Raw genomic sequence first — 21,728 nt, 5'->3', positions numbered from 1 at the left:
ATAAATATGACAAAAAAATTATTATCAAGCCTTGTTCTTCTTTCAGGAAGCATTGTAGGTCTTTCACAACTTGCGGCTTCTTGTGGTTCAAACGCTTCAAATCCAGGGGATGGCAAGGATGCTTCAAAAAACGAAAAAGCAGAAACATTCTTTACAGCTTCAAGAGTTTATAAAAATGAAGATGGAACTATTAAATCATACTTAAACGAAAATATTGATGATGTCTTTGCAAACTCAAATACACCGCAAGATAAAATTCTTGTAATTAATGTTGATGGTGCACAACAAACTATGTATAAAAATGCTTTTGCACTTTTCAAAAAGACACCTGCTTTCAAAAAAGGATATAGAATTTCTAAAATTGAAAAGGGAGTTTTTGATATTATTGATACAGCTTCAAATGCTGGTGCACTTGATTTTAAACAATCACCTGATTTATTCTATGCTCCTTCAGATCGTGCAACTTCACTTGCTGAAAAAAATATGATTTCAGATATTAACCAATGAGATCCTTCACTTTTAAATTCATTAGTAACTACTTACCATATTTCAGATGCTCAAAAACAAGCTCTTTTAGATTATGGTAACTTTATTGGAACAACTCGAAAAGACGGTAAAACTGTTCTTGAAAAAAGATTTATCGCTTTAAGACACAATCAAGAAGGGATTGTTCTTGCCTCAAACTTAACAGAACAAGAAGCTAAAAAAGATTTATTAAAACCTGAAAACAATTCATTAGAAGAAATTGTAGCAAATGGTAAGGGATTATTCTACTACCAAAACTTTTGATTTGGAAATGGAATTTTAGGTGGACACTTTAAAAATATTGAAACACCTGAAAAAAATGTTGCTTACTATATGAATAAGAGTGTGTATCCAAATGTTGAAACAAATCAAGGTGCTTCAGGATGGGTTGAAACTGATGAAAATTATGCAGCTTTCAAACCTGGAATTGATATTGCGGCTCGAATGAGTTATCAAATTTGAAACGCAGTTTATAAAATGACTGATGAACAATATGCCCAATCACCATGAGGACAAAAAGGAATTAAAAGAGGTTCATTAGAAATTGCTTTACAGTCAGATGGTGGACAATTTAACAATCAAATTTATTCATTCTTCAAAGAAGGAAAACTTAACTATACAATTTTAGGAACATGAGAATTACAAAACGCCTTTAAAAATGGTGGAGTAAAATCAATTTTTGCAGTTCCAAATGTTAAAGATGGTGTTGAATATTTACAAGCACCAGGTTCATGAACTTATTCAATTAACATTAGAAATACATCAAGCAAATACTATCCTAACCAAGAAGAAAGAAAAGACGCTATTAAATCTTTACTTCTAGCAATTTATTCACCAGAAGCTTCAAACGCATACTTTAAAGCAGATACTAAAGTTCCTTTCTTAGAAAGTTTACAAGACGCTTTAAAAGCGGATGTTTCAAGTTCTTCTTTAACTCAAAATGTTGAAATTCAAAATTTTGCAGTTGAACTTGGATATGCTAATGCTAAGGCACTTAAAGATAAATATTTAGAATCTGTTCAAGCATATGATGCAGCTAGCAAAGCAACTTCTGGAAATGGTTGATTAATTTCGACAGATGCAAATCCATTAGCTGAACAAAATTATCTTCAAGCTAATGAGTTCTTAGCACCTTTACCTGATAAATCAGATTTAGTAATTGGTCAACTTAAAGAAGTACTTCAACCTGCTCTTGCTTTACAAAATTCGTTAGCAGCTATGTATAATGGTTCATTAAATAGCGAGGAAGCTACAAAATTATTAGGTTCACTTGGTTGTGTATTAAATCCTAATTTATTAGTCGCAGATCAAAGTGTTCTTGACAAATATGCAAGTTTAAGAGAAAATCAAACAGAATGACACCTTAGAAAATTAGAAAAGGAAATTTGAGGTGTAAATGGTAATTCTGCCGCTGACTTTTTAGCTCAATTAGTAGCAATTGCTGTTAAACTTTTTGATCCTGCAACAAAAGAAGCAGCTCAAGCTGAACTTCAAAGTTTAGTTGATCAAAAAGCAACCCAAGTAAACTAGGACAATAAAAATTAACATTCCTTCGAATGTTAATTTTTTATATTTTTAAAGGAGAAAAAATGGGTAAACATTTTACAGAAGAACAAGAAAAAGAAATTTATAATACATTTTTTCAATTAGGCAAAAAGTATGCAATTGAACTTATGTATAAATATGGTGCAAAAGCAAAAGATAAATATGTGAAAGCAAGATTACGAGGAATATTAAAACATTATAATTGTAATATGAATAAAAAACCAAGAAAGCCTGGAAGTGGTAGGTCAAGAAAAGTGAAAGAACAAGATATAAATTGAGACATTTTTACACGAGAAGATTTAATTGAAATTGCAAAAAGATATAGAGAAATTACAAGAGATAAATTTAAAACAGAGAAAGTTCAAGAGGCATCAAATATTAATATGGCTTCGTATAAACTTGCTATTTTGTTGTATCTTTGTAGACAAACAATATCCAAACATAAAAGAAATAATTTTGCTCCTAGAATTAAATCCAGAAAAATAAAGTACCAAGACTTGATTATTGATTCATTTAAACAAAATAGATCTAAATATGGTAGACAAAAATTAAAATATTTTATCTTAAAGCACTATAAAATAGACATAAACGAAAGAACTCTAGGAAGATATATGAATGCCTTAGGTTTATTTTGCAATATCAGAAAAAGAAAAAAATTAAAAGAAGTAAAGAACACATCTGTCATAAAAGAAAACATTGTGAATAGAGATTATAACGATGTATATAACAGAAATATATATGCTACTGATGTAACATATCTCCCAGCGACAAAAGATGCGATAAACAATAATGTTTATCTTTCAGTAGTGATTAAACATAAAACTAAAGAAATAATTAGTTTTTCTCTTTCCAAATTTAATGATTCAAAATTAATTTACAAAACATTTGAAAATGTTGATTTTGAAAAAAGTTTTATACTACATTCAGATCATTGCTCAACTTATACATCTGATGATTTTTCTCGTTTTATTCAAAATAAAGGTGGAATAATTTCACTTTCAAAAGTAGGAAATAGTTTAGATAATAGAGTTGTGGAATATTGATTTTCAAATTTAAAAACTGAATTAATTAGAGATTTAAATATCAAAGCTATGACTTTGAGTGAACTAGAAAAAGTGATATCTAATTATGTTCATTGATACAATAAATTTAGAATTCAATCATGTTTGAATTGAAAAACCCCATACGAATATAGTATGGAGCTATCCAATTTAATAAATTGTTAATTTTTTCTGTCCTAGTTTAAAGCACTTGCATTTGTTAAAGAAACAGCTCGTAATGCAGCAAGTGATGAAGTTATTCTTAAAGCATTTAAAGGACATATGCAATATTACCTTAACAATGCATATGTAAGGGCGTTTGCAAAACACTACTTACAAACAGGTAAATTTAAAAAAGCTAATGGTGAAGATTCAAATAAAACATTTGCCCAAGTTGCAGAGAAAATTAATGCTGCAGATAGCACAAGTGTTATTAGTAAAGTTTTTGATGTTTTAACATCAAGAAAAACAATCGCAAATGGTGGACTTGGAATCTTCAAAACACAAGCAACAAGACCTGGTGTTTCAAACCCACAATTTGGTAATGTTTGAGAAACATGAAACGGAAAAACATTTGGAGCAAATGAAGTCTTTAAATCAATTGCACAAAATGCAAATGTAAGAACAGAAGCTGACTTTATTGCTGCTCTTGAAAAAAGATTAAGTGACAATATGAGTAATAAATTAAAAGCATTAACAGGAGATCAAAAATACTTCATTGTTTGAAGTGAATAAACTTTTATGCCTTATTATCAAAAATATAAAACACACATTTCAAAAAATCAATTTTATATTTTGATTAGTTTACTCGCATTAATGACTTTACTTTTACTTATTTGAGTTCTAATTCCTTTCACAATTGGAGTTAGTGAACAATATTTAAAAGCAAACGGAATTAATCCAAACAATATTAAAGAGAATCAAGAAGTACAAAATTTAGAAAAGTTAACTCTACTTTCTTATATAGCTAATACTTTAGTGGTTCTCTTTTTTCTTGTTTATTTAATTTTTATTATTAAAAAATTAAAAGCAGGATACTTATTCTTTTTTAGTTGAATTGTTATTTTTATCACTTTTAGTTTCATACCTTTTTTTAAAGATGTTGCAATTTTAACTAGCATTCAACTAGGAGTAGGAATTTGTTTATCAATTATTAGTTGATTAATTGTGTTTGTTTTAATCTATATGACTATCATTTATTGAATGCAACGTAAAGCACATTATTATGAGTGATTTGTCATTCATAAAGGAAAAGCGAGGTAAGAATGGAAAAACTGAAATTATATAATTGATACGGGGAAGCTTTTGATGCAAAATTACCAGAAACTAGTAATAATCTCAAAGCTTATAAACATCAAGTTAATAATGTTTTTACCCGTTTATCTGATAACTTAAAAACCCGAAATAATATTGATAAAGATTTATTTTTACGAGCTAAAACCAAGATTCAAGATAATTTAAAAAGAGAACTTAATAGTCATCAAGTTGCTTATCAAAATAAAATAAAAGTTTATAAAGATTCAATCAAAAAATTATCTTTTGTTAATAAGATTGAATCTTTACTTGAATTTGAATTAAAGAAATTAAAAACTACAAAACGTAATAATAAGAAATATGTTAAAGATTTTATTTATTCACTTGAAAATTCTGGTGATAATTTAAACGATAAACTCGCTAATATTGAGAAATTGGAATCAACAATGAATGCTTCAGAAGCAAAAATGTTCCAAAAATATTGTTTATTTAATGCACTTTTAACATATCTTAGAAAATTTGATGATTTAGAATTTAATTTTAATAAGCTTAAAAAATATCTTGTGAGTGAAGAAATCTCTTTTTTAGAAAAACATCCTGATCCAGGTAAATTTTTACAAGAGTTTTATAGTAAATTAGAAGCTAAAAGACTTAAAATGCTTGCCGAAAAAGATCGATTAATCAAAAAATACCAACAAACAAAAAAATTACAACATGAGCTTTATCGAAAAGAACGTGCAAATATCATTTTATTAGCTAAACAAAAAATTGTGGAGCTTGAAAATGAATTTAATTTAAAAACAGAACAAAATAAATTACGTGCAATTGAATATAAAGATGAAGCTTTATCAAAAATTAAATTACATAAAGAAACAATCTTAAAAAACGAAAAACACAATCAAAAGATTGTTCAACAAATTAAACTAAAAGGTTTAAATAGACGAAAAGAACTTCGTCACCTTTTTGCTCAGTACAAACAAATTCAAATTTTAAAGTTTGAAATTCGCAATATTAAAGACTTTTTGAACTTTTTACAAAAAGAAGGTTTGAAATTCGAACTTCCAGATTTTGGCATGAATCATCTTTCATATAAAGAGCTTCAAGAAAAGAAAGATAATCTTTTAAAAATTGCAAAATCACTAAAATTTGAAGGTCAAAAATTAGTTCTTTATCAAATTGCGATGAAACACTTTTTCTCATGTTTGAATCTCCTTGGAGTGAGAAAAGAAGCCTTAGCACTTTGAAAATCTCAATATTTAGAACAAATTGCCAAGACCTATCAAAATTATAGTTATGAAGCAGATTTTAAATTTGAACAAGCTAAAGCAAATAAAGATTGATTTATTGACGCTTATAAAACTCGGCACAAGTTTTTAGTTGAAAAAATTCAAGCTCAAACAGAATTAGCAATTTTAAAACAAAATGGCGAAATTGATCAAGAAAAGAAATTTGCAAAAGCTGAATTTGATCGTATTTCGAAAGAATATCAAGCAAATTTAAATAGCTTGCAAGCAAAAATCAAAGCAAAAGAAATTTCAAAACAAGCCTTTGCTAATAAGAAAATTGAATATAAAATCAAGGCTAAAGAAGCCAAGTATACAGTTAAATTACAATCAAAAGTTTTACGTAATAAAAGCATTTTACGAACATTATTTATTCGTAAATCAAATGAGCAAAAAATTAATAAGAAAATCTACGAAAGTAAAATTAATGAAGCTCAAAAAACTATTCCAGTTGAAACTTTTAGAAACATAAAGTTTCTAGCAAGTTTTATGGGATTAGTTTTACCTGGTTTACCAGAATTAGTTCTTTTTAAACAATATGCTAAAGGAATTTTAATGGTTCTCTTTTCAATTTTAGTATGAAGTGCTTTTGTGCCATTTGCACTTGGAGCTTATTGAGGTAAAATGGATGGTATTTTTGGATTTAGTGATTTAGGATACCATAAATTTGTTACAGAACCTGGTTCATTCCCTGATGCACGGTACTATCTTTTTGGTGGTGTTGTGTCAGTTATTGTTTTAATTATTTCAATCATTTATTTGGTTGTATCGTCAATTGGTGCATATAGGGTTGCTAAAAGCCTTTATCAAGGCTCAAGACCAAGTAGATGAAGCCATACCAAAAGATGAATGCAAACTTCTGGATTCCCATGAATGATTTCAATTTTTGGTTGAGTGCTTATGGTCTTTATTGTTGTTTCTCCAGTTGTAACTTCAATTTTACTTTCATTTACTAATTTTGGTTTCAACCACCAAGCACCAACTCAATCAGTGAGTTGAGTTGGTTTACAACAATGAGGAAAATGATGAATTTTTAGAAATGCAAACTTATTAAGTTCAATTGGAAATGTTATGACTTGAACTTTAATTTGAACATTTGCTTCAACAGTTTTACCTATTTGTTTAGGAATCTTAATTGCTATTTTAACTAATAATTCAAGACTTAAAGGTAAGAAATTCTTTAGATTAATTTTTATTCTACCATGAGCAATTCCAGCCTTTGTAACTCTTGGATTTATCAAGAATATGTTTGCTTCTGGTGAAACAGGTTTAATTAACTTTATTTTAGGTAAACTTTTTGGAATGAATCCTCGCTCATGATTGCAAGAAATTGGAACAGCTAGAATTTTAGTAATTCTTGTTCAAACTTGAATTGGATACGCTTGAATTTTTATGCTAGTAACAGGTAATTTACAATCAATACCAAAAGATATTTATGAAGCTGGTTCTGTTGATGGAGCGAAAGGTAAACATCTTTTCTGATATCTTACTTTACCTTCACTTTTACTTGCAATTGCTCCGATGTTAATTGGACAATTTGTGGCTGCCTTTAATAATTTCACAACAATTTCTATTTTCACAGGTGGTGGACCTTCATATGCTTACTCAACAACATTTGGAGAAGCCTCAACTGATATCATTATTTCATGAGTTTATAAATTAACTAATGGAACTGTCAAAATTGACGGTAACCAAGCTTTCGGAGCTGCACTTGCTACTCTTGCTTCATTATTTAGCATTGGACTTGCGGCCAGAGGGTTTATTAAATCAATGTCAAGGAGGGATTAATGATGTTTAAGAACAATTTTTATCAACGCACTTTCGATAATGTCAAAATTTCACAAAAGCGTTTAGAACCTAAGCGTTTAAAATTTAATGAATCAGATTCAAAACCTCCGACACCACTTGAAATGATTTGATTATTTTTCAATTATTTTATTTTGATTGTATGATCTTTAATCATTCTTTTTCCGATTATTTCGTTAATTGTGTCTTCATTTAACACTTCAAACCCACGGTTTGTAACAGTAACACCATTTAAATTTGGATTTGACAATTTAAATTACTTATTTAATAGTCCGCAAAGTTTATTTACCACATGATACGGTAATACACTTTATATAGCGATTTTAACTTCTTTAATTTCAACTGTAACAGTTGCACTTAATGCTTATGCTTATTCAAGATTTAAATTTGCTGGTTCAAAATACTCATTAACTGTAATTATGCTTGTTCAAATGATACCTGCAACTTCTTCACTTATTGTTCTTTATATTCTTGTGACAATGGGTGGAGAAGCAGGAATTCCACCAGTGACTATGCTTGTGATTATTTATGCAGGTGGAGCAATTGCAGGAAACACTTTTATGGTCAAAAGTTATTTAGATACAGTTAGTGCAGAACTTGATGATTCAGCGAAAGTGGATGGATGTAATAACTGAGGACTCTTTTTCAAAATTTTAGTACCAGTAATTAGACCAGCTTTAGTTATGGTGGCTCTTTGATCATTTTTAATTCCATTTACTGATGTTATCTTGCCACAATTTGTTCTAGTTTCCGATGATACTAGAACACTAGCTGTTGGGCTACAAAAATTCTTAAATAATCAACAAGATGTTCAAGCTGGTGCTTATACCATGGGAACATTATTAGCTTCAATTCCAGCCTTTATTCTCTTTATGTATCTACAAAGATACATTGTTGGTGGACTTAGTGATGGAGCGGTGAAAGGATAAATATGTTTAAAAAGAATAAACACAAAGAGCTTGTTAATCAAGAAGATCAAGCGATTATTCAAGATTTTGAAACTTTGGATATTGAAAGCATGATTCAAGAAGTTGGAGAAATTAGCAATACTGCAAATGGTGCTCATATTCAACTTGTTAATGTTTCTAAAAAATATGAAGGAAATGAAAAGTACACTTTAAAAGATATTAATTTAGAAATTAAACCTGGAACTTTTTGTATTTTTCTCGGACCTTCTGGATGTGGTAAAACAACTTTATTGAGAATGATTGCCGGATTAAACTCTATTACTAAGGGAGATTTACTTTTTAACTCAAAAAGATATAACAACCTTCTACCAAATGAGAGAAATATTGCAATGGTCTTTCAATCTTATGCACTTTATCCACACATGAATGTTTATAACAATATTTCTTTTGGATTAAAAATTGCCAAAGAAAGAAAAGATATCATCGATCGTAGAGTTAAAGATGTTGCTAAGATTTTAAAAATTGACGAATATTTATATCGTAAACCTAAAGATCTTTCTGGTGGACAAAGACAAAGGGTCGCAATTGGTCGAGCTATCGCTCGTAAACCGCTTGTTTTCTTAATGGATGAACCACTTTCAAACCTTGATGCAAAATTAAGAGAAAGTATGCGTAGAGAAATTGTCAATATTCACCGTATGCTTAATACAACTAGTATTTATGTTACTCATGATCAACTTGAAGCGATGACCATGGGAAATCAAATTGTAGTCTTTAATGATGGACAAATCCAACAAAGTGGAACAGGGAGAGAACTTTATTTTAAACCCGCAAATATTTTTGTCGCTAAATTCATTGGTTCACCAACTATGAATACTTTTGATGCGAAGTTTTCAGATGGTAAAATCGTTTCAAATGATCAAGATATTCATTTACCATTAAGTGATTTAGAAGTTCAAGCTAAATTAAAAGAAAATCAAGATTTAGTAGTTGGTTTTAGAAGTGAAGATATTTTAATTCATACTGAGCCTGGTAAAAATCGAATTAAAGGAAAAATTGCTAACATTGAATTAATCGGGAAAGACCAATTAGTAGCGGTTAAAGTAAATAAAGAAATTGAATTTATTGTCAATGCATCAAATAATGTCGAATATGAACTTTATTCATATGTTTATTTAGAATTTGTTGAATCAAGAATTCATATCTTTGACAAAACTACAACAAATCGAGTGAACTAATGTTTTCAGATTTAAAATTAAAAATCAAGCAATTTAATGCTTCACAAAATTATTTAGCACGCAAAATTTTGTTAGTTAGTTTAGCTCTTGTTTTTACATTTCTCTTTGTCATCATGATTAGTGAATCTGTTTATTTTAAACAATATATTAAACTTGATGCTGCAATTTTAAAAGCGAAATTAAACAAAACAGAAATTGATTTAAATCAACTTTCACCAGCTTACGCTTTACAAAAAGTTTATTACACACTAGCTAGTTTAATTTTAGTTGCACTGACAATTGGTTTTATCTTTAATCTTGTAATTTTAATTTTCTTATTTACTAATAAGTATAATGGAGATAAATATTTTAGATTCTTATACTACTCTACCTCAATTAGTTTTATTTTACTTTTCTTCTTAATTTCACTTCAACCAGAAAAAACTTATATTACAGATCGAAGAGTTGAAGTTATGGATGGAATGTCGATTACTATTAATGAAAAGATTTTAGTCAATGAAATTAGTTATAAATGATTTTGAGTAGCTCTTGCTCTTGCTTTTCTTGGTTTAATTCTTAGCATTGTTGCAAAAACCAAATTAGGATATCTTAAAAACTCTATTTTCCTTGCAAGAAAAATAGATGATACAAATTCTTTAAAACAAAAAATTAGAGAGATAGAAGAAGGAAGAGTGGCAAGCAACTAAAAATCTTTTTGTTAATTCTAGATTAACATAGAAAAATTAGACACTAAACAAATTTTTGTTAAGTGTCTTTTTTGTTTTCATTTAGTTTAATTAAAATATTTATTTTTTTATTCAATCTTTTTTATAATTACTTTAAAGGAGAATATAAACATGATTAGAAAATATAAAAAAATTTTAATTTGAAGTTTAATTACAGTAACAACATCCGCTTCACTTGCTACTTTGACTTATTATATTTATGGAGATAAAAATCAAACATATGAAATTGAAGCTCCAAAATCAATTTCACATTTGAATAAATTAAAACTAAAAAAACAAGAATTTATTGATAAGAAAAATGAAATTTTAGAAAAACACTTGTTTAAAAGTGATGAAAAATTTATTTTTTATGATTGAAAAAAAATTAAGAACATAGAATTTAATTATTATTTAGTAAATCTTTATCGCAGAAGTAATTTTAAAAATTTGAGATTTAAAAATCAACTTTCAAATATTTTTAAATTAGATAAAATTAGTGATTTACCTCTTGTAATTTTTGATAATTATTTATATTCAATTGCTTTAGAACCTAATTTAGAAAATGAAGAATGAAAAGAAAAAATTAAAAATTATTTAAAGAAATTTTGAAATAAAAAATTAAATTATTTATATGACAAGAAATTAGATTCGTTTGGAATTACTGCTTTTGCAGATATTAATATTAAAATTTATTCAGCACTAAAAGAAATCGGTTTAAGTTCAATTCTTTCGGAATTAGATTTTTCGAATCAATTAATTTCTTTGAAAAAAGCACTGGAAGATAAAGTTAATGAAAATGAAAATTTATCTTTAAATAAAGATTATTTACTAAAAATATTAAAAATTAAACAAATTCTTAATGAAGATCTTACTAATGATGAAAAAACATTTTTAATAAATTTCAAAAATGATATTGAAAATGAAATTATTACTAGTTATGATTTTGATTTAGCAACAATGGAGTATATATGATCAGTTTATGAACTTTTAAATCATTATTCAGTGGAAAATAACATTTTTTCTTCAATTGAAAATAATTCATTTTTTCAAGAAGATAAAATTAAACAAGATAAATATATGTTTTTATTTTTGAATTCAACATTTTGAATCAATAAGTTTAATTTATGAGAAGAAAATAAAAAATTAACTTATTTACAACAAAATTTAGATTCAATTGACTTTTATTACAATCTAGATTCTTTTATTGCGTACTCTTATTCTTTATTTTTGCCTTTTGATCAGAATATTGCACTAAGTTTTATTAAGTATTTATTTTCCTCATTTAGAGAAACTCAACAAGCTTTAAGTTTCAAAAATTTACTAAATATTTATTTTGCTTTAAAAATTTTAAATGAAAATGATCTTAAAATTTCTAATGATATCATTGATAGAATTAATAATCTTTTATTAAATAATTTGAATATTTCAGAAAGTTATGAAACTTTAATAATTCTTGGTTGTTTATTTCAAATTAAACACTATGACATCAAGAAAAAAATAATAGTTCCTATCAAAAAGGTTGCAGAAACAAAACAACTTATTAATAATTTAAAACAAATTTCTAATATTGATTTAGCAATCATTTTTAAAGACCTTTCTTATTTCTTAGATTTGAAAATTAATTGAGAAAATATTTTAAAAAATGATGATTTTAGAAATTTATATTATTTTCTTTTTGATATAATACCAAATGAAAATAAAAAACAAGAATATAGTCAAGAAACTCTTTTTGATTTATATTCTTCAATATATAAAAAACAAGGAGTATAAAAAATGAAATTTAAAAAGAAATTATCAAGTTTATTAACAATATTTGCAATTGGTGGAGTGATAGCTGCACCTAGTGCTATTGTTGTTGGTACAAAATTCAAAAAAGAAGCAAATGCTTGATTTGGTAAAATCAAAAAATATCATGTAAAACAATCTGGTATTAAGCTTGTTCAGAATAAAGTTTATTCAGTTTCTTATGACGGTGAAGTTTGAACTAAAAGTTATTTTTGAAGTAGTGATCAAGTTTTTTGAAAAGGTCAAGCTTCTACTTTTAAAGGTAGTTCTAACCATCCATTAAAAATTATATTAAGTATAGATACTTGAGTTGAAGGTTCTGGAAAACCTTCTATATCATTTTCGGCAGGAGCAAGCTCTGGTAATGGGTTAGAAGCAAGTGTAGGAATTAGTTCTTCTCCTACAGAGAAAGGCAGAATTTTCCATTATCCATTCCAAAATACATCAAAAGGAGATGTTTACTATTCTTATTCAGGTCATATTTGAAGTGCTTATAAAGTAGACATGTCATCAAATGCAACATATAAAGAACGTGATAAATATGTTATTGTGGATTCTTTGGCTGATGAAAATTATAGTGATAGAAGATAAGAACATAATAGAAGGTTTTGATGTTACAAGTAAAAAATTTATCTAAAAAATATGGCAAAAAACAAGTTTTTAATAACTTGAACTTTGAAATCAAAGAGAAAACCATAACTTTCATTATTTCACCTTCAGGTCAAGGTAAATCTACTTTGCTTAATATTTTAGGTGGAGTCGATAAAGAGTTTGATGGTTTAGTAGAGTATCAACACAAAGACCAAACTTTAAGTCCTAACGAGATGCTCAAACAAAATTTTGTGGATTTTATCTTTCAAGACTTTAATCTTTTTGAAGATTTAAAGATCAAAGAAAATTTATCTTTTCCACTTAATTTTATTAATCATCAATTTGATAAAAATGGAATTGATCCAATTTTAAAGAAGTTAAATTTAGATAATTTGGATAAAAATGAAAAAGTCAAAAATTTATCAGGAGGAGAAAAGCAAAGAATCGCAATAGCTAGATCTTTAACACGTGATTCGCAAATCATTTTAGCTGATGAACCTACTGGTAATTTAGATGCACAAAATAGTCAAAATATTTTTGAAATATTATCTGATTTATCATTATCTAAAACTATAATTGTAGTTTCCCATGATCTTAAAGCTGCCGAGAAATACGGAGACTATATTTATGACTTGGCAAATAACAAGATGATTCAAAATAATCCTAGTTATTTGAAAAAGGATATTTGGCAACCAAACAAAAATTCTCGCAAGAAAATTTCGTTTGCAAAGTACAAACCTTTATGAACTTTTTCTTGAAAAGAAATTAAAAGAAAATGAATTTCATTTATTTTAATGATTTTCTTAATAGGATTTAGTTCAAGCTTATTATCAAATACTTTTAATTTACACAATAATTCAGCCGTGGTTTCTCAAAAATATTTTGAGCAAACAGACTCTGATTATATTGAAGTTTCTAATAAGGTTGGTGATAACCATTCTAGGCAACTTTTAAATCTTGAAAAAACAGAATTTATTAAAAATAAGTTTCAAAAAGAAGCTGCTACTCAATATTTTTCTTATAAAATTAATCAAAATATTTTTGGTTTTAGTGAGTCAGATTCTTCTTTTCTAATTCAATTTAAAGAAATTAATGATTCACCATTTTGAAAAAATAAATTAGCAAAAATGGATTTAATGGGTAGATTACCATTAACGATTAATGAAGTTTTAATTTCTAATGAAACAGCTGATAAATATGGTTTTAATTTAGAAAATAATAATCTTATTAGAACAGAAACAGTCGGCGATCTTAGAATCGTTGGAATTTTCAAAAAGTCTAATTTAAATATTTTATCTAGCAAATCTAATTCAAAGCATCAAAATGTTGAAGTTTTAACTAACAATCAAACCACTAAAAAAATATCATCTGACTTTGCTAAGAAAATTACATTATTTCAATTAACTTTGTTTAATTATGATTATGAAATTTCGCAAGGTGTTTCTATAAAAACTTTTTATAACATAAAAATTGATAATAATTTAGCAGATAATGAGTTTTCAATTGTAAACTTTAATTCTCAGTCTTTACATAAAGGTTCTAAATACAAATTAGAAATGCGTTTTGTACTTTCGCTAGATCTTAATCTAAAAAATATCGATGTTTCTAATGAAAGTAATTTAGAAGAAATTCGAGTTAACCAAAAAACATATGATAAATTATTAGATTCATATAATAAATTTATCAATGGTTATCCAAGTGGTTTTTTAATGTATTTTAATAATATTGAAAGTTTAGAAAAAACTTTATCTTCTTTAACAGAAATAACAAAAAAAGAATCACATTTAGATATTTATACTAATTTTGCTTCATTAAATTCAATTATTATAGGTAATAGTCGTGACACCACAAAATTAATACTTATTTTTGCTTTTGCTGTTTTATTAATTTCGTTAATTTCGATCTTTATTTTTTCTTATTTGATTATTCAATCAAAAACAAAAGAAATAGCTTTATTAAAACTTTTAGGTTTAAATTCATTAGAAAGTTTAATTTATCATTTATCAGCTTTCTTTATTGTAGCGGTGATTTCATTTGGAATTGCGTTTGCTTTAATGTATCCTATTTATTTAACTTTTACATTATTAATTAAAAATTTATATCTTTTAAGATTTGATTGAGCTTTAAGTTCTTTAAGTTTATTTATTTTTTGAATAAGTATTACAGGTGTTTCGTTCTTGGTCTTTTTCATTGTCTCAATCAAAAAATTTTATGCAAGCACAAACAAACTATTGAAAGAAAAATAAGAAGAAAATAATAATCTTTAGCTTTTTGACTTTTTTTATTTTATGTCTTTTTTTGATTTTCTTTTTCTTCTCAATAATCAAAATTAAAGGTCAGTCTATGGAACCGTTGCTTAAAAATGGTGCTATAAAACTAGCAATTAAAAAATCAAATTATAAAAAAGGTGATTTTATAATTTTTAAAGAAAATGATCTTTATTTAGTTAAAATGTTAGTAGCAAAAGAAGGAGATCATCTTATTATTTCTAATAATCATCTTTTTGTTAATAATATTGATCTTTCACATTTATTTCAAGGTGATTTTGGAGACGATTTAGAACTAATTATCCCTCAAAAACAAGCTTTTGTTTTAGGTGTAAATTTAAATTTTAGTTATGATTCTAGAAATTTCGGGTTAATCGAACTGAGCAGAATAGAAAGCTGTATTATTTTGTAATTTTCTCTTTTTATATAAAAATACGCAACAAAAAATTGCGTATTTTTTATTAGAGACTCATTCCCCAGTCTTCTGAGTTTTTTTTCGTAATTTTTTTAAGTTCTTTTTCTTTAAGTTCTTTTTCTTTGATTTCTATAAAGTCTTCTAAATTCTTTAAATGGAATTCTAAACTAAATTCTTTGATAGCTGATATTAAGTTTACGTCATTAAATTTTAAGTATTTAAGTTTTACATCATTTTTGAGCACTTTTATTTCTTGTATCAAAGAAGATTGTTTAATTTCTTTATCATAATCTATTATGTTTATATTTAATTCAATACATTCTAAGTTCTTAATCATAATTATTTACATTTTTTCTTTCTCATTCTTTCTTTTATTGGTTCTATAATGGGTTCTGTAATTGGGATTTTCTCTACTTCTCCTTTCTCATTCACTCCAATTAATTCTTCAATTAATTCTTCAGTTAATTCTTCTTTAGAAGATTCGTCAAAAATTTGAAAAAATTTTTTTCTTTCCATAATGTGAATATTTTTGCATTCCAAATAAGAATCATTGTCTAAATTTTTTGAATTTTTTATCTTAAAAAGTATTTCTGAAACGTATCCTTTTCTATTATTTTGACTTCTAAAAGTCAAAAAGAATATTCGTTCTTGGCATTCAAATATTACTAAAGGTCTAAGACCTTTTCCTTTTTGGCTTTCGAATTCTTTACCATTTATATCATAAAAAAATGATTCTACTTCTATTCCTTTTTTTGCACGACAAGTGTATAATTTAAATTCTTTATCTGACATATTTTTATTTTATTCTTTTTTATTAATGAAAATTAACTTTTTTGATTTTTTACAATCAAATTTTCATATTTTAGATAGATTCGCATTAAGATTGTAAAGTTTGTTTAAAAATCATAGTTTTTCATTTTTCTTACACAAGGTATTAAAAAAGATATAATAAATTTAAGAAAATTAAAAATTCAAATAATACAAAAAGCAAGAGGTATTTTATGCAATTAAGAAAAAATGTAAAAAAAAGAGTAAGTATCAATGAATTATGCAAAGAAGATAGAGAACTTTATCAAGATATTATGGAAGAAATACTAGCAATAAGAGGAATTACACCAGAAGATATTTTAGAAATGATCGAAGAAAGAAAAAGCAAATTAAATTTAAAATAGCGAGCATCAAAAGTAAATCAGGATAAAAAAATTAGACACATTCCAAAAAGAAAGTAAACTGGGACACGAAAAGTGGACAAAAAGTTTAATTTACTAAAACACCTCAACACTCTTGAGGTGTTTTTCAATTTAATACTGATTGAATTCTTTCGTTGTTGTATCAAAACACAAAATCATCAATCAGTGATTTTAATTCATTAAAAGTTATTTTTGTAATATCGATTAATTTTAAACATTCTGATTTTAAAATTGAAAAGAAATATTCTGCTTCTCTATTATCTAAAGAATTTCCTACTCTACCCATTGATACAACACCATTGTTTTTCTGAATTAAATCTACATAAGTTTTTGAAGAATATTGGAAACCATGATCAGAATGAGCTATTCATTTTTTATCCATTTTGATTTTAGACATATGTTCCATTACTAGTTCTAAATCATTTCTTTTTGAAAGATTATAATTAACAACAAATTTGCTTTTGTGATCAATCGCAACAGATAAAAATACAAAATTGTTTAAGCAATCTTTTGGTGCAGAAATATAAGTAACATCAGTGGCAATTATTTGGTTTGTCTCTCCGTGATAATCACGATTAACAAGATCTATAAATTTTACGTTTGTGTTCTTTTGTTCTCTATCTATTTTCTTTCTTCTGATTAAACAAAATAAGTTTAATCTTCTCATCGCTCTACCAATAGTCCTATAATTTAGATCTATTTGGAATTTTGTTCTAATATAACTTTCCAATCTTTTTCTACCAAACAAACCCTTATTTTTCTTAAATGACTTAATTATTAATTCATCATATTTAGTATTTACAGATTTTTTTCTTGTTTGCTGCTCTTTAGTTTTTAGATTGTGAATTGTTGACTTAGATTTATTAAAGCATAGGCCCAATTTTCTTGTAGAAAGTGAAGATTTCTTAATTTTAGAAATATCAACTTCAATATTATTTCTATCAAAAGAGTCTTTATAAATTTCTAAAATTTCAATCAATTGTTCCTTAGGCATTTTTTCTCATTCCTTTTTTACAATTTCAATAGGAGTAATTTTTTGCCTTTTTGGTCTACCTGACCCTTTACCTTTTTTAGATGATTTACCTGTTTGCGATTCTATATTTATCATTCCTAAATTATATCTGTTATACTTGAAGACAAAATATTTTTTAGCCTCATTGAATTTTCTATCAAAAAAACTAAAACCTCTGATTGAATAATATTTAAGTTCAAAATCATTTTTTGATATCAAATTATTTTTGTAATCTTCATAACTACCGAATAGTTCTAATCATTCATGTGCCTTTAATTGTCTCATAATACCTCCTAAATATATAAAAACACGAAATATGGTTGTGTCCATATTTCGTGTCCTAGTTTAAAGGAGTGTGTCTTTTTTATGCGTTTAAAACAATTTACAAAAGAACAAAAATTAAAATATATCCACATTTACCAAAAAGAAGGTTTTGAAATAGCGATTATAACTTTTGTTGAAGATTTTTGAGAAAGATATCAAATCATAAAACAAAGAAAAGAGGGTAAGCATGAAAATCCTTATAGAAGAGCGAAAGCTTTATTAAAGAGTTGGATAAAAATATATAATTCTAACATGAATAATTTAGAAAGTAAATCAGGTAAAAGTAAAAAACCTAACTCAGGAAGAAGAAAAAGAGTTAGCATCAATGAATTGTGTGAGGAAGATAGAGATCTTTATCAGGATATTATGGAAGAAATTTTGGAAGAAAGAGGAATAAAACAACAAGAAATTTTTGAAAAAATTAGAAAAAGAAAAGAAGAAAAAAGTAAACAATTTAGAAATATTTCAAAAATTTCATTAGTTTTGAAATTAAATCGAACTTCTTTTTATTACTCTTATTCTAAGAAAGAAAAAATTGACAAAAAGAAATATATTGATCATGAATTAATTAATTGAATTAATTTAGAAGCTAAAAATTCTAATTTTGTTATAGGAAGAGATAAACTTTATCAAAAATACTTATTAACGCACCAAAAAAGAATTTCTTCATATTTATTTAGACTAAATTATGAATTTAATCAATATAAATCAAGAGCATATCAAAAGAAAAAATCAAAGAAAAACAAAGAGGTAAAATTCTCTAGAATCTGAGCATCAGATTTAGTTCAAGGAAATTTTAAATCAAATTATTTTGGTGAAAAATTACATGCAGATATTAAATTTATTAAAACAAAAGAAGGAATGAGATTTCTTCATGTTATCACCGAAACTTTTAGTAACACTGTTTTAAATTGAACTTTATCGGATATAAGAGATTCTGCATCTACTATAAAGCTTGTTCAAGATACTCTTGATAAACATCAAATCAAACCTACTATTTTTCATTCAGATCACGGAATTGAATATGCAAATTTTGCCTTTTCTAAATTTTTAAAAAATGTAAATACTAAACAATCAATGTCTCCAAAAGGTAATTCATTAGCAAATAGACCTTCCGAATTTATTTTTGCATTAATTCAAAGAGAATTATTAGATTTTTATGAAACTGATAAAATGTTAGATAGCGAAGTGAATTCGATCATATCTAAATATTTTTCTTGATATAACTTCGAAAGACCTCAATCAAATTTAAATTGAAAAACGCCGCATGGTTTTTTAACACATGCGACGTTAAGTGTCTAATTTATTTATCCTAATATATATTTTCATTTTATGTTTTTTTTTTTTTTTGAAGGGAAAAACATGACTAGTCAAATCAAAAAATTTTTAAAAATAAATAAAAAATTTTTGGACTTTTTTAAAAAATAATGTATCATATTATCAGTGGTTATAGCAAAGGGGATCACCTGAATCCATTCCGAACTCAGTAGTTAAGCCCTTTAGTGCCGACGATAGCCGAAAGGTGAAAATAGGGAGCTGCTATTTTTTTTATTCTTTTTTTGAAAATAATAATGCACTAAATTAAAAAGTGCATTTTTTTATCTTTTTTTATTGAAAAATTAACTTTTTACTTTATAATTAAATTACAAGGAGATAAAATGTTAAAAGATGTAACTAAAAAAGAATTATTAGAAAATTTAGGTAAAGGTCTTCAATTGGTTGTGTTTTACGCAGATTGATGCGGGCCATGTAGAATGTTCAAGGGTTCATTAGAAGAACTTAGCGAAAAAGATGGTGTTTCAATTTTTAGAGTAAATATTGATAATGAAAGAGAACTTGCAATTGAACATAATGTTAGTTCAATTCCTTATATGGTTGTTTATTTTGATGGAAAACCTGTTAAAACATCACTTGGTTATAAACCTTATGAAGCTTTAAAAGAAGAATTAGCAGCTTATTTATAAGAAACAAAAAATAAAAATCCACAAATTATAAACTAGGACAATAAAAATTAACATTCCTTCGAATGTTAATTTTTTATATTTTTAAAGGAGAAAAAATGGGTAAACATTTTACAGAAGAACAAGAAAAAGAAATTTATAATACATTTTTTCAATTAGGCAAAAAGTATGCAATTGAACTTATGTATAAATATGGTGCAAAAGCAAAAGATAAATATGTGAAAGCAAGATTACGAGGAATATTAAAACATTATAATTGTAATATGAATAAAAAACCAAGAAAGCCTGGAAGTGGTAGGTCAAGAAAAGTGAAAGAACAAGATATAAATTGAGACATTTTTACACGAGAAGATTTAATTGAAATTGCAAAAAGATATAGAGAAATTACAAGAGATAAATTTAAAACAGAGAAAGTTCAAGAGGCATCAAATATTAATATGGCTTCGTATAAACTTGCTATTTTGTTGTATCTTTGTAGACAAACAATATCCAAACATAAAAGAAATAATTTTGCTCCTAGAATTAAATCCAGAAAAATAAAGTACCAAGACTTGATTATTGATTCATTTAAACAAAATAGATCTAAATATGGTAGACAAAAATTAAAATATTTTATCTTAAAGCACTATAAAATAGACATAAACGAAAGAACTCTAGGAAGATATATGAATGCCTTAGGTTTATTTTGCAATATCAGAAAAAGAAAAAAATTAAAAGAAGTAAAGAACACATCTGTCATAAAAGAAAACATTGTGAATAGAGATTATAACGATGTATATAACAGAAATATATATGCTACTGATGTAACATATCTCCCAGCGACAAAAGATGCGATAAACAATAATGTTTATCTTTCAGTAGTGATTAAACATAAAACTAAAGAAATAATTAGTTTTTCTCTTTCCAAATTTAATGATTCAAAATTAATTTACAAAACATTTGAAAATGTTGATTTTGAAAAAAGTTTTATACTACATTCAGATCATTGCTCAACTTATACATCTGATGATTTTTCTCGTTTTATTCAAAATAAAGGTGGAATAATTTCACTTTCAAAAGTAGGAAATAGTTTAGATAATAGAGTTGTGGAATATTGATTTTCAAATTTAAAAACTGAATTAATTAGAGATTTAAATATCAAAGCTATGACTTTGAGTGAACTAGAAAAAGTGATATCTAATTATGTTCATTGATACAATAAATTTAGAATTCAATCATGTTTGAATTGAAAAACCCCATACGAATATAGTATGGAGCTATCCAATTTAATAAATTGTTAATTTTTTCTGTCCTAGTTTACTTTATGATGTGTTTTTTGTTCGTTTTTAGTTTTATTTTTAAATTTTCATTATTTATTAAATGGAGTTAACTATGAAAAATAATCTTTATACAAATCAAATTTTTAAAATTCACCAAATTAAACAAGAGCTAAGTGAAGATATGCTCAAAAATAATTTAATTCACTCAAATTTATGTCTTCCAATTTTTTCAATTAATCAAGATATCTTTTTTGTTGAATTGGATCCTGATTTACAAAGAAATATTGAAAATAAAGCAGGAATTTGAATTTTTAACAAGAAAACTCAAAGTAAGTTTTATATTAATTTTAAAAATCTCTTTAAAATTAATCAAGAAATCTTTATATCTAATAGTAAAAAATTAGGAAATGAAAGCGAAAACACTTTATCTAATCCTAAAATTCAACTTGAAATTCTCGAAAAAATCAAACAAGAAATAATTGATAAAAACTCATTCATGAAAATTATTCAAATTGATTCAAATTTGCCGCTTTAGCTCAAAATAAGAAAACTAAGAAACTACATCTTAGTTTTTTAAATCTTTTTTATATCATAAAAAATTAACTATTACATATAATTAAT

At 25.9% G+C, this 21,728-nt stretch carries 20 protein-coding genes and 1 rRNA gene; 18 read left to right on the top strand and 3 right to left on the bottom strand.

Features of this window, described 5'->3' with window-relative positions:
- Positions 1-6 precede the first annotated feature (6 nt).
- The 12 genes from EXC53_RS01870 to lepB all read left to right on the top strand — a co-directional run bounded on the left by EXC53_RS01870 (position 7) and on the right by lepB (position 15,358).
- On the top strand, positions 7-2,055 hold the full coding sequence (locus EXC53_RS01870) for a hypothetical protein (protein ID WP_119571933.1): 2,049 nt from the start codon (positions 7-9) through the stop codon (positions 2,053-2,055).
- 26 nt (positions 2,056-2,081) lie between these two features.
- Positions 2,082-3,296, top strand: coding sequence for an IS3 family transposase (locus tag EXC53_RS01865; protein WP_129724511.1), 1,215 nt, complete (start codon positions 2,082-2,084; stop codon positions 3,294-3,296).
- Positions 3,297-3,392: 96 nt separating this feature from the next.
- Positions 3,393-3,845 carry a hypothetical protein gene (locus tag EXC53_RS01860; RefSeq protein ID WP_129724627.1) on the top strand — a complete coding sequence of 151 codons (453 nt, stop codon included), beginning with the start codon at positions 3,393-3,395 and terminating at the stop codon, positions 3,843-3,845.
- A 6-nt stretch (positions 3,846-3,851) separates the two neighbouring features.
- Positions 3,852-4,373: a hypothetical protein gene (locus tag EXC53_RS01855; RefSeq protein WP_119572243.1), complete on the top strand. Its 522-nt coding sequence runs from the start codon at positions 3,852-3,854 to the stop codon at positions 4,371-4,373.
- Between the two features lie 2 nt (positions 4,374-4,375).
- Entirely contained in the window at positions 4,376-7,435 is a 3,060-nt protein-coding gene (locus tag EXC53_RS01850; RefSeq protein ID WP_119572242.1) for an ABC transporter permease subunit, read from the top strand.
- Between the two features lie 2 nt (positions 7,436-7,437).
- Positions 7,438-8,382, top strand: a complete 945-nt coding sequence (locus tag EXC53_RS01845) for a sugar ABC transporter permease (RefSeq protein ID WP_119572244.1) — start codon at positions 7,438-7,440, stop codon at positions 8,380-8,382.
- A 2-nt stretch (positions 8,383-8,384) separates the two neighbouring features.
- Positions 8,385-9,599, top strand: coding sequence for an ABC transporter ATP-binding protein (locus EXC53_RS01840; RefSeq protein WP_119572241.1), 1,215 nt, complete (start codon positions 8,385-8,387; stop codon positions 9,597-9,599).
- A complete protein-coding gene (locus EXC53_RS01835) occupies positions 9,599-10,285 on the top strand; it encodes a hypothetical protein (RefSeq protein WP_129724533.1) in 687 nt (228 codons plus the stop codon). Before EXC53_RS01840 ends, EXC53_RS01835 begins: the two co-directional genes overlap by 1 nt.
- Before the next feature lie 150 nt (positions 10,286-10,435).
- Positions 10,436-12,073 (top strand): hypothetical protein, encoded by a 1,638-nt coding sequence (locus tag EXC53_RS01830; protein ID WP_129724625.1) that lies wholly within the window; start codon positions 10,436-10,438, stop codon positions 12,071-12,073.
- A 3-nt stretch (positions 12,074-12,076) separates the two neighbouring features.
- On the top strand, positions 12,077-12,679 hold the full coding sequence (locus EXC53_RS01825; RefSeq protein ID WP_129724623.1) for a hypothetical protein: 603 nt from the start codon (positions 12,077-12,079) through the stop codon (positions 12,677-12,679).
- A 20-nt stretch (positions 12,680-12,699) separates the two neighbouring features.
- Complete coding sequence (locus EXC53_RS01820; RefSeq protein WP_129724621.1) at positions 12,700-14,925, top strand: ABC transporter ATP-binding protein/permease; 2,226 nt, start codon at positions 12,700-12,702, stop codon at positions 14,923-14,925.
- Positions 14,891-15,358: a signal peptidase I gene (gene lepB, locus EXC53_RS01815; protein WP_129724618.1), complete on the top strand. Its 468-nt coding sequence runs from the start codon at positions 14,891-14,893 to the stop codon at positions 15,356-15,358. The genes EXC53_RS01820 and lepB overlap by 35 nt, the downstream gene beginning before the upstream one ends.
- A 49-nt stretch (positions 15,359-15,407) precedes the next feature.
- Here the strand turns inward: lepB and EXC53_RS01810 are convergent, their stop codons facing one another.
- Positions 15,408-15,698 carry a hypothetical protein gene (locus EXC53_RS01810; RefSeq protein ID WP_129724616.1) on the bottom strand — a complete coding sequence of 97 codons (291 nt, stop codon included), beginning with the start codon at positions 15,696-15,698 and terminating at the stop codon, positions 15,408-15,410.
- A gap of 2 nt (positions 15,699-15,700) precedes the next feature.
- The gene (locus tag EXC53_RS01805; protein WP_129724614.1) at positions 15,701-16,153 is read right to left on the bottom strand and encodes an Mbov_0400 family ICE element protein; all 453 of its coding nucleotides are present in this window, start codon (positions 16,151-16,153) and stop codon (positions 15,701-15,703) included.
- Positions 16,154-16,362: 209 nt separating this feature from the next.
- On the opposite strand from EXC53_RS01805, the gene EXC53_RS04195 reads away from it, so the two are divergent.
- The gene (locus EXC53_RS04195; protein ID WP_165260990.1) at positions 16,363-16,533 is read left to right on the top strand and encodes a hypothetical protein; all 171 of its coding nucleotides are present in this window, start codon (positions 16,363-16,365) and stop codon (positions 16,531-16,533) included.
- 85 nt (positions 16,534-16,618) lie between these two features.
- Here EXC53_RS04195 and EXC53_RS01800 read toward each other — a convergent pair whose 3' ends face one another.
- A complete protein-coding gene (locus EXC53_RS01800; protein ID WP_129724537.1) occupies positions 16,619-17,893 on the bottom strand; it encodes an IS3 family transposase in 1,275 nt (424 codons plus the stop codon).
- A gap of 36 nt (positions 17,894-17,929) precedes the next feature.
- Here EXC53_RS01800 and EXC53_RS01795 point away from each other — a divergent pair, with 36 nt between their 5' ends.
- The 5 genes from EXC53_RS01795 (at position 17,930) to EXC53_RS01775 (ending at position 21,642) form a co-directional block, all read left to right on the top strand.
- Entirely contained in the window at positions 17,930-19,189 is a 1,260-nt protein-coding gene (locus tag EXC53_RS01795; RefSeq protein ID WP_129724539.1) for a DDE-type integrase/transposase/recombinase, read from the top strand.
- A gap of 137 nt (positions 19,190-19,326) precedes the next feature.
- Positions 19,327-19,432 (top strand): 5S ribosomal RNA (gene rrf, locus EXC53_RS01790).
- Between the two features lie 113 nt (positions 19,433-19,545).
- The gene (locus EXC53_RS01785) at positions 19,546-19,851 is read left to right on the top strand and encodes a thioredoxin family protein (protein WP_119572361.1); all 306 of its coding nucleotides are present in this window, start codon (positions 19,546-19,548) and stop codon (positions 19,849-19,851) included.
- Positions 19,852-19,913: 62 nt separating this feature from the next.
- On the top strand, positions 19,914-21,128 hold the full coding sequence (locus EXC53_RS01780; protein WP_129724511.1) for an IS3 family transposase: 1,215 nt from the start codon (positions 19,914-19,916) through the stop codon (positions 21,126-21,128).
- A gap of 91 nt (positions 21,129-21,219) precedes the next feature.
- Entirely contained in the window at positions 21,220-21,642 is a 423-nt protein-coding gene (locus tag EXC53_RS01775; protein ID WP_119572290.1) for a hypothetical protein, read from the top strand.
- Positions 21,643-21,728: the final 86 nt, after the last annotated feature.

This window comes from Mycoplasmopsis gallopavonis, assembly GCF_900660635.1.
GTDB classification, from domain to species: Bacteria; Bacillota_I; Bacilli_A; order Mycoplasmatales; family Metamycoplasmataceae; genus Mycoplasmopsis; species Mycoplasmopsis gallopavonis.
Note: the sequence above shows the minus strand (reverse complement) of the source record. Positions and strands in the feature narration are given on the sequence as shown.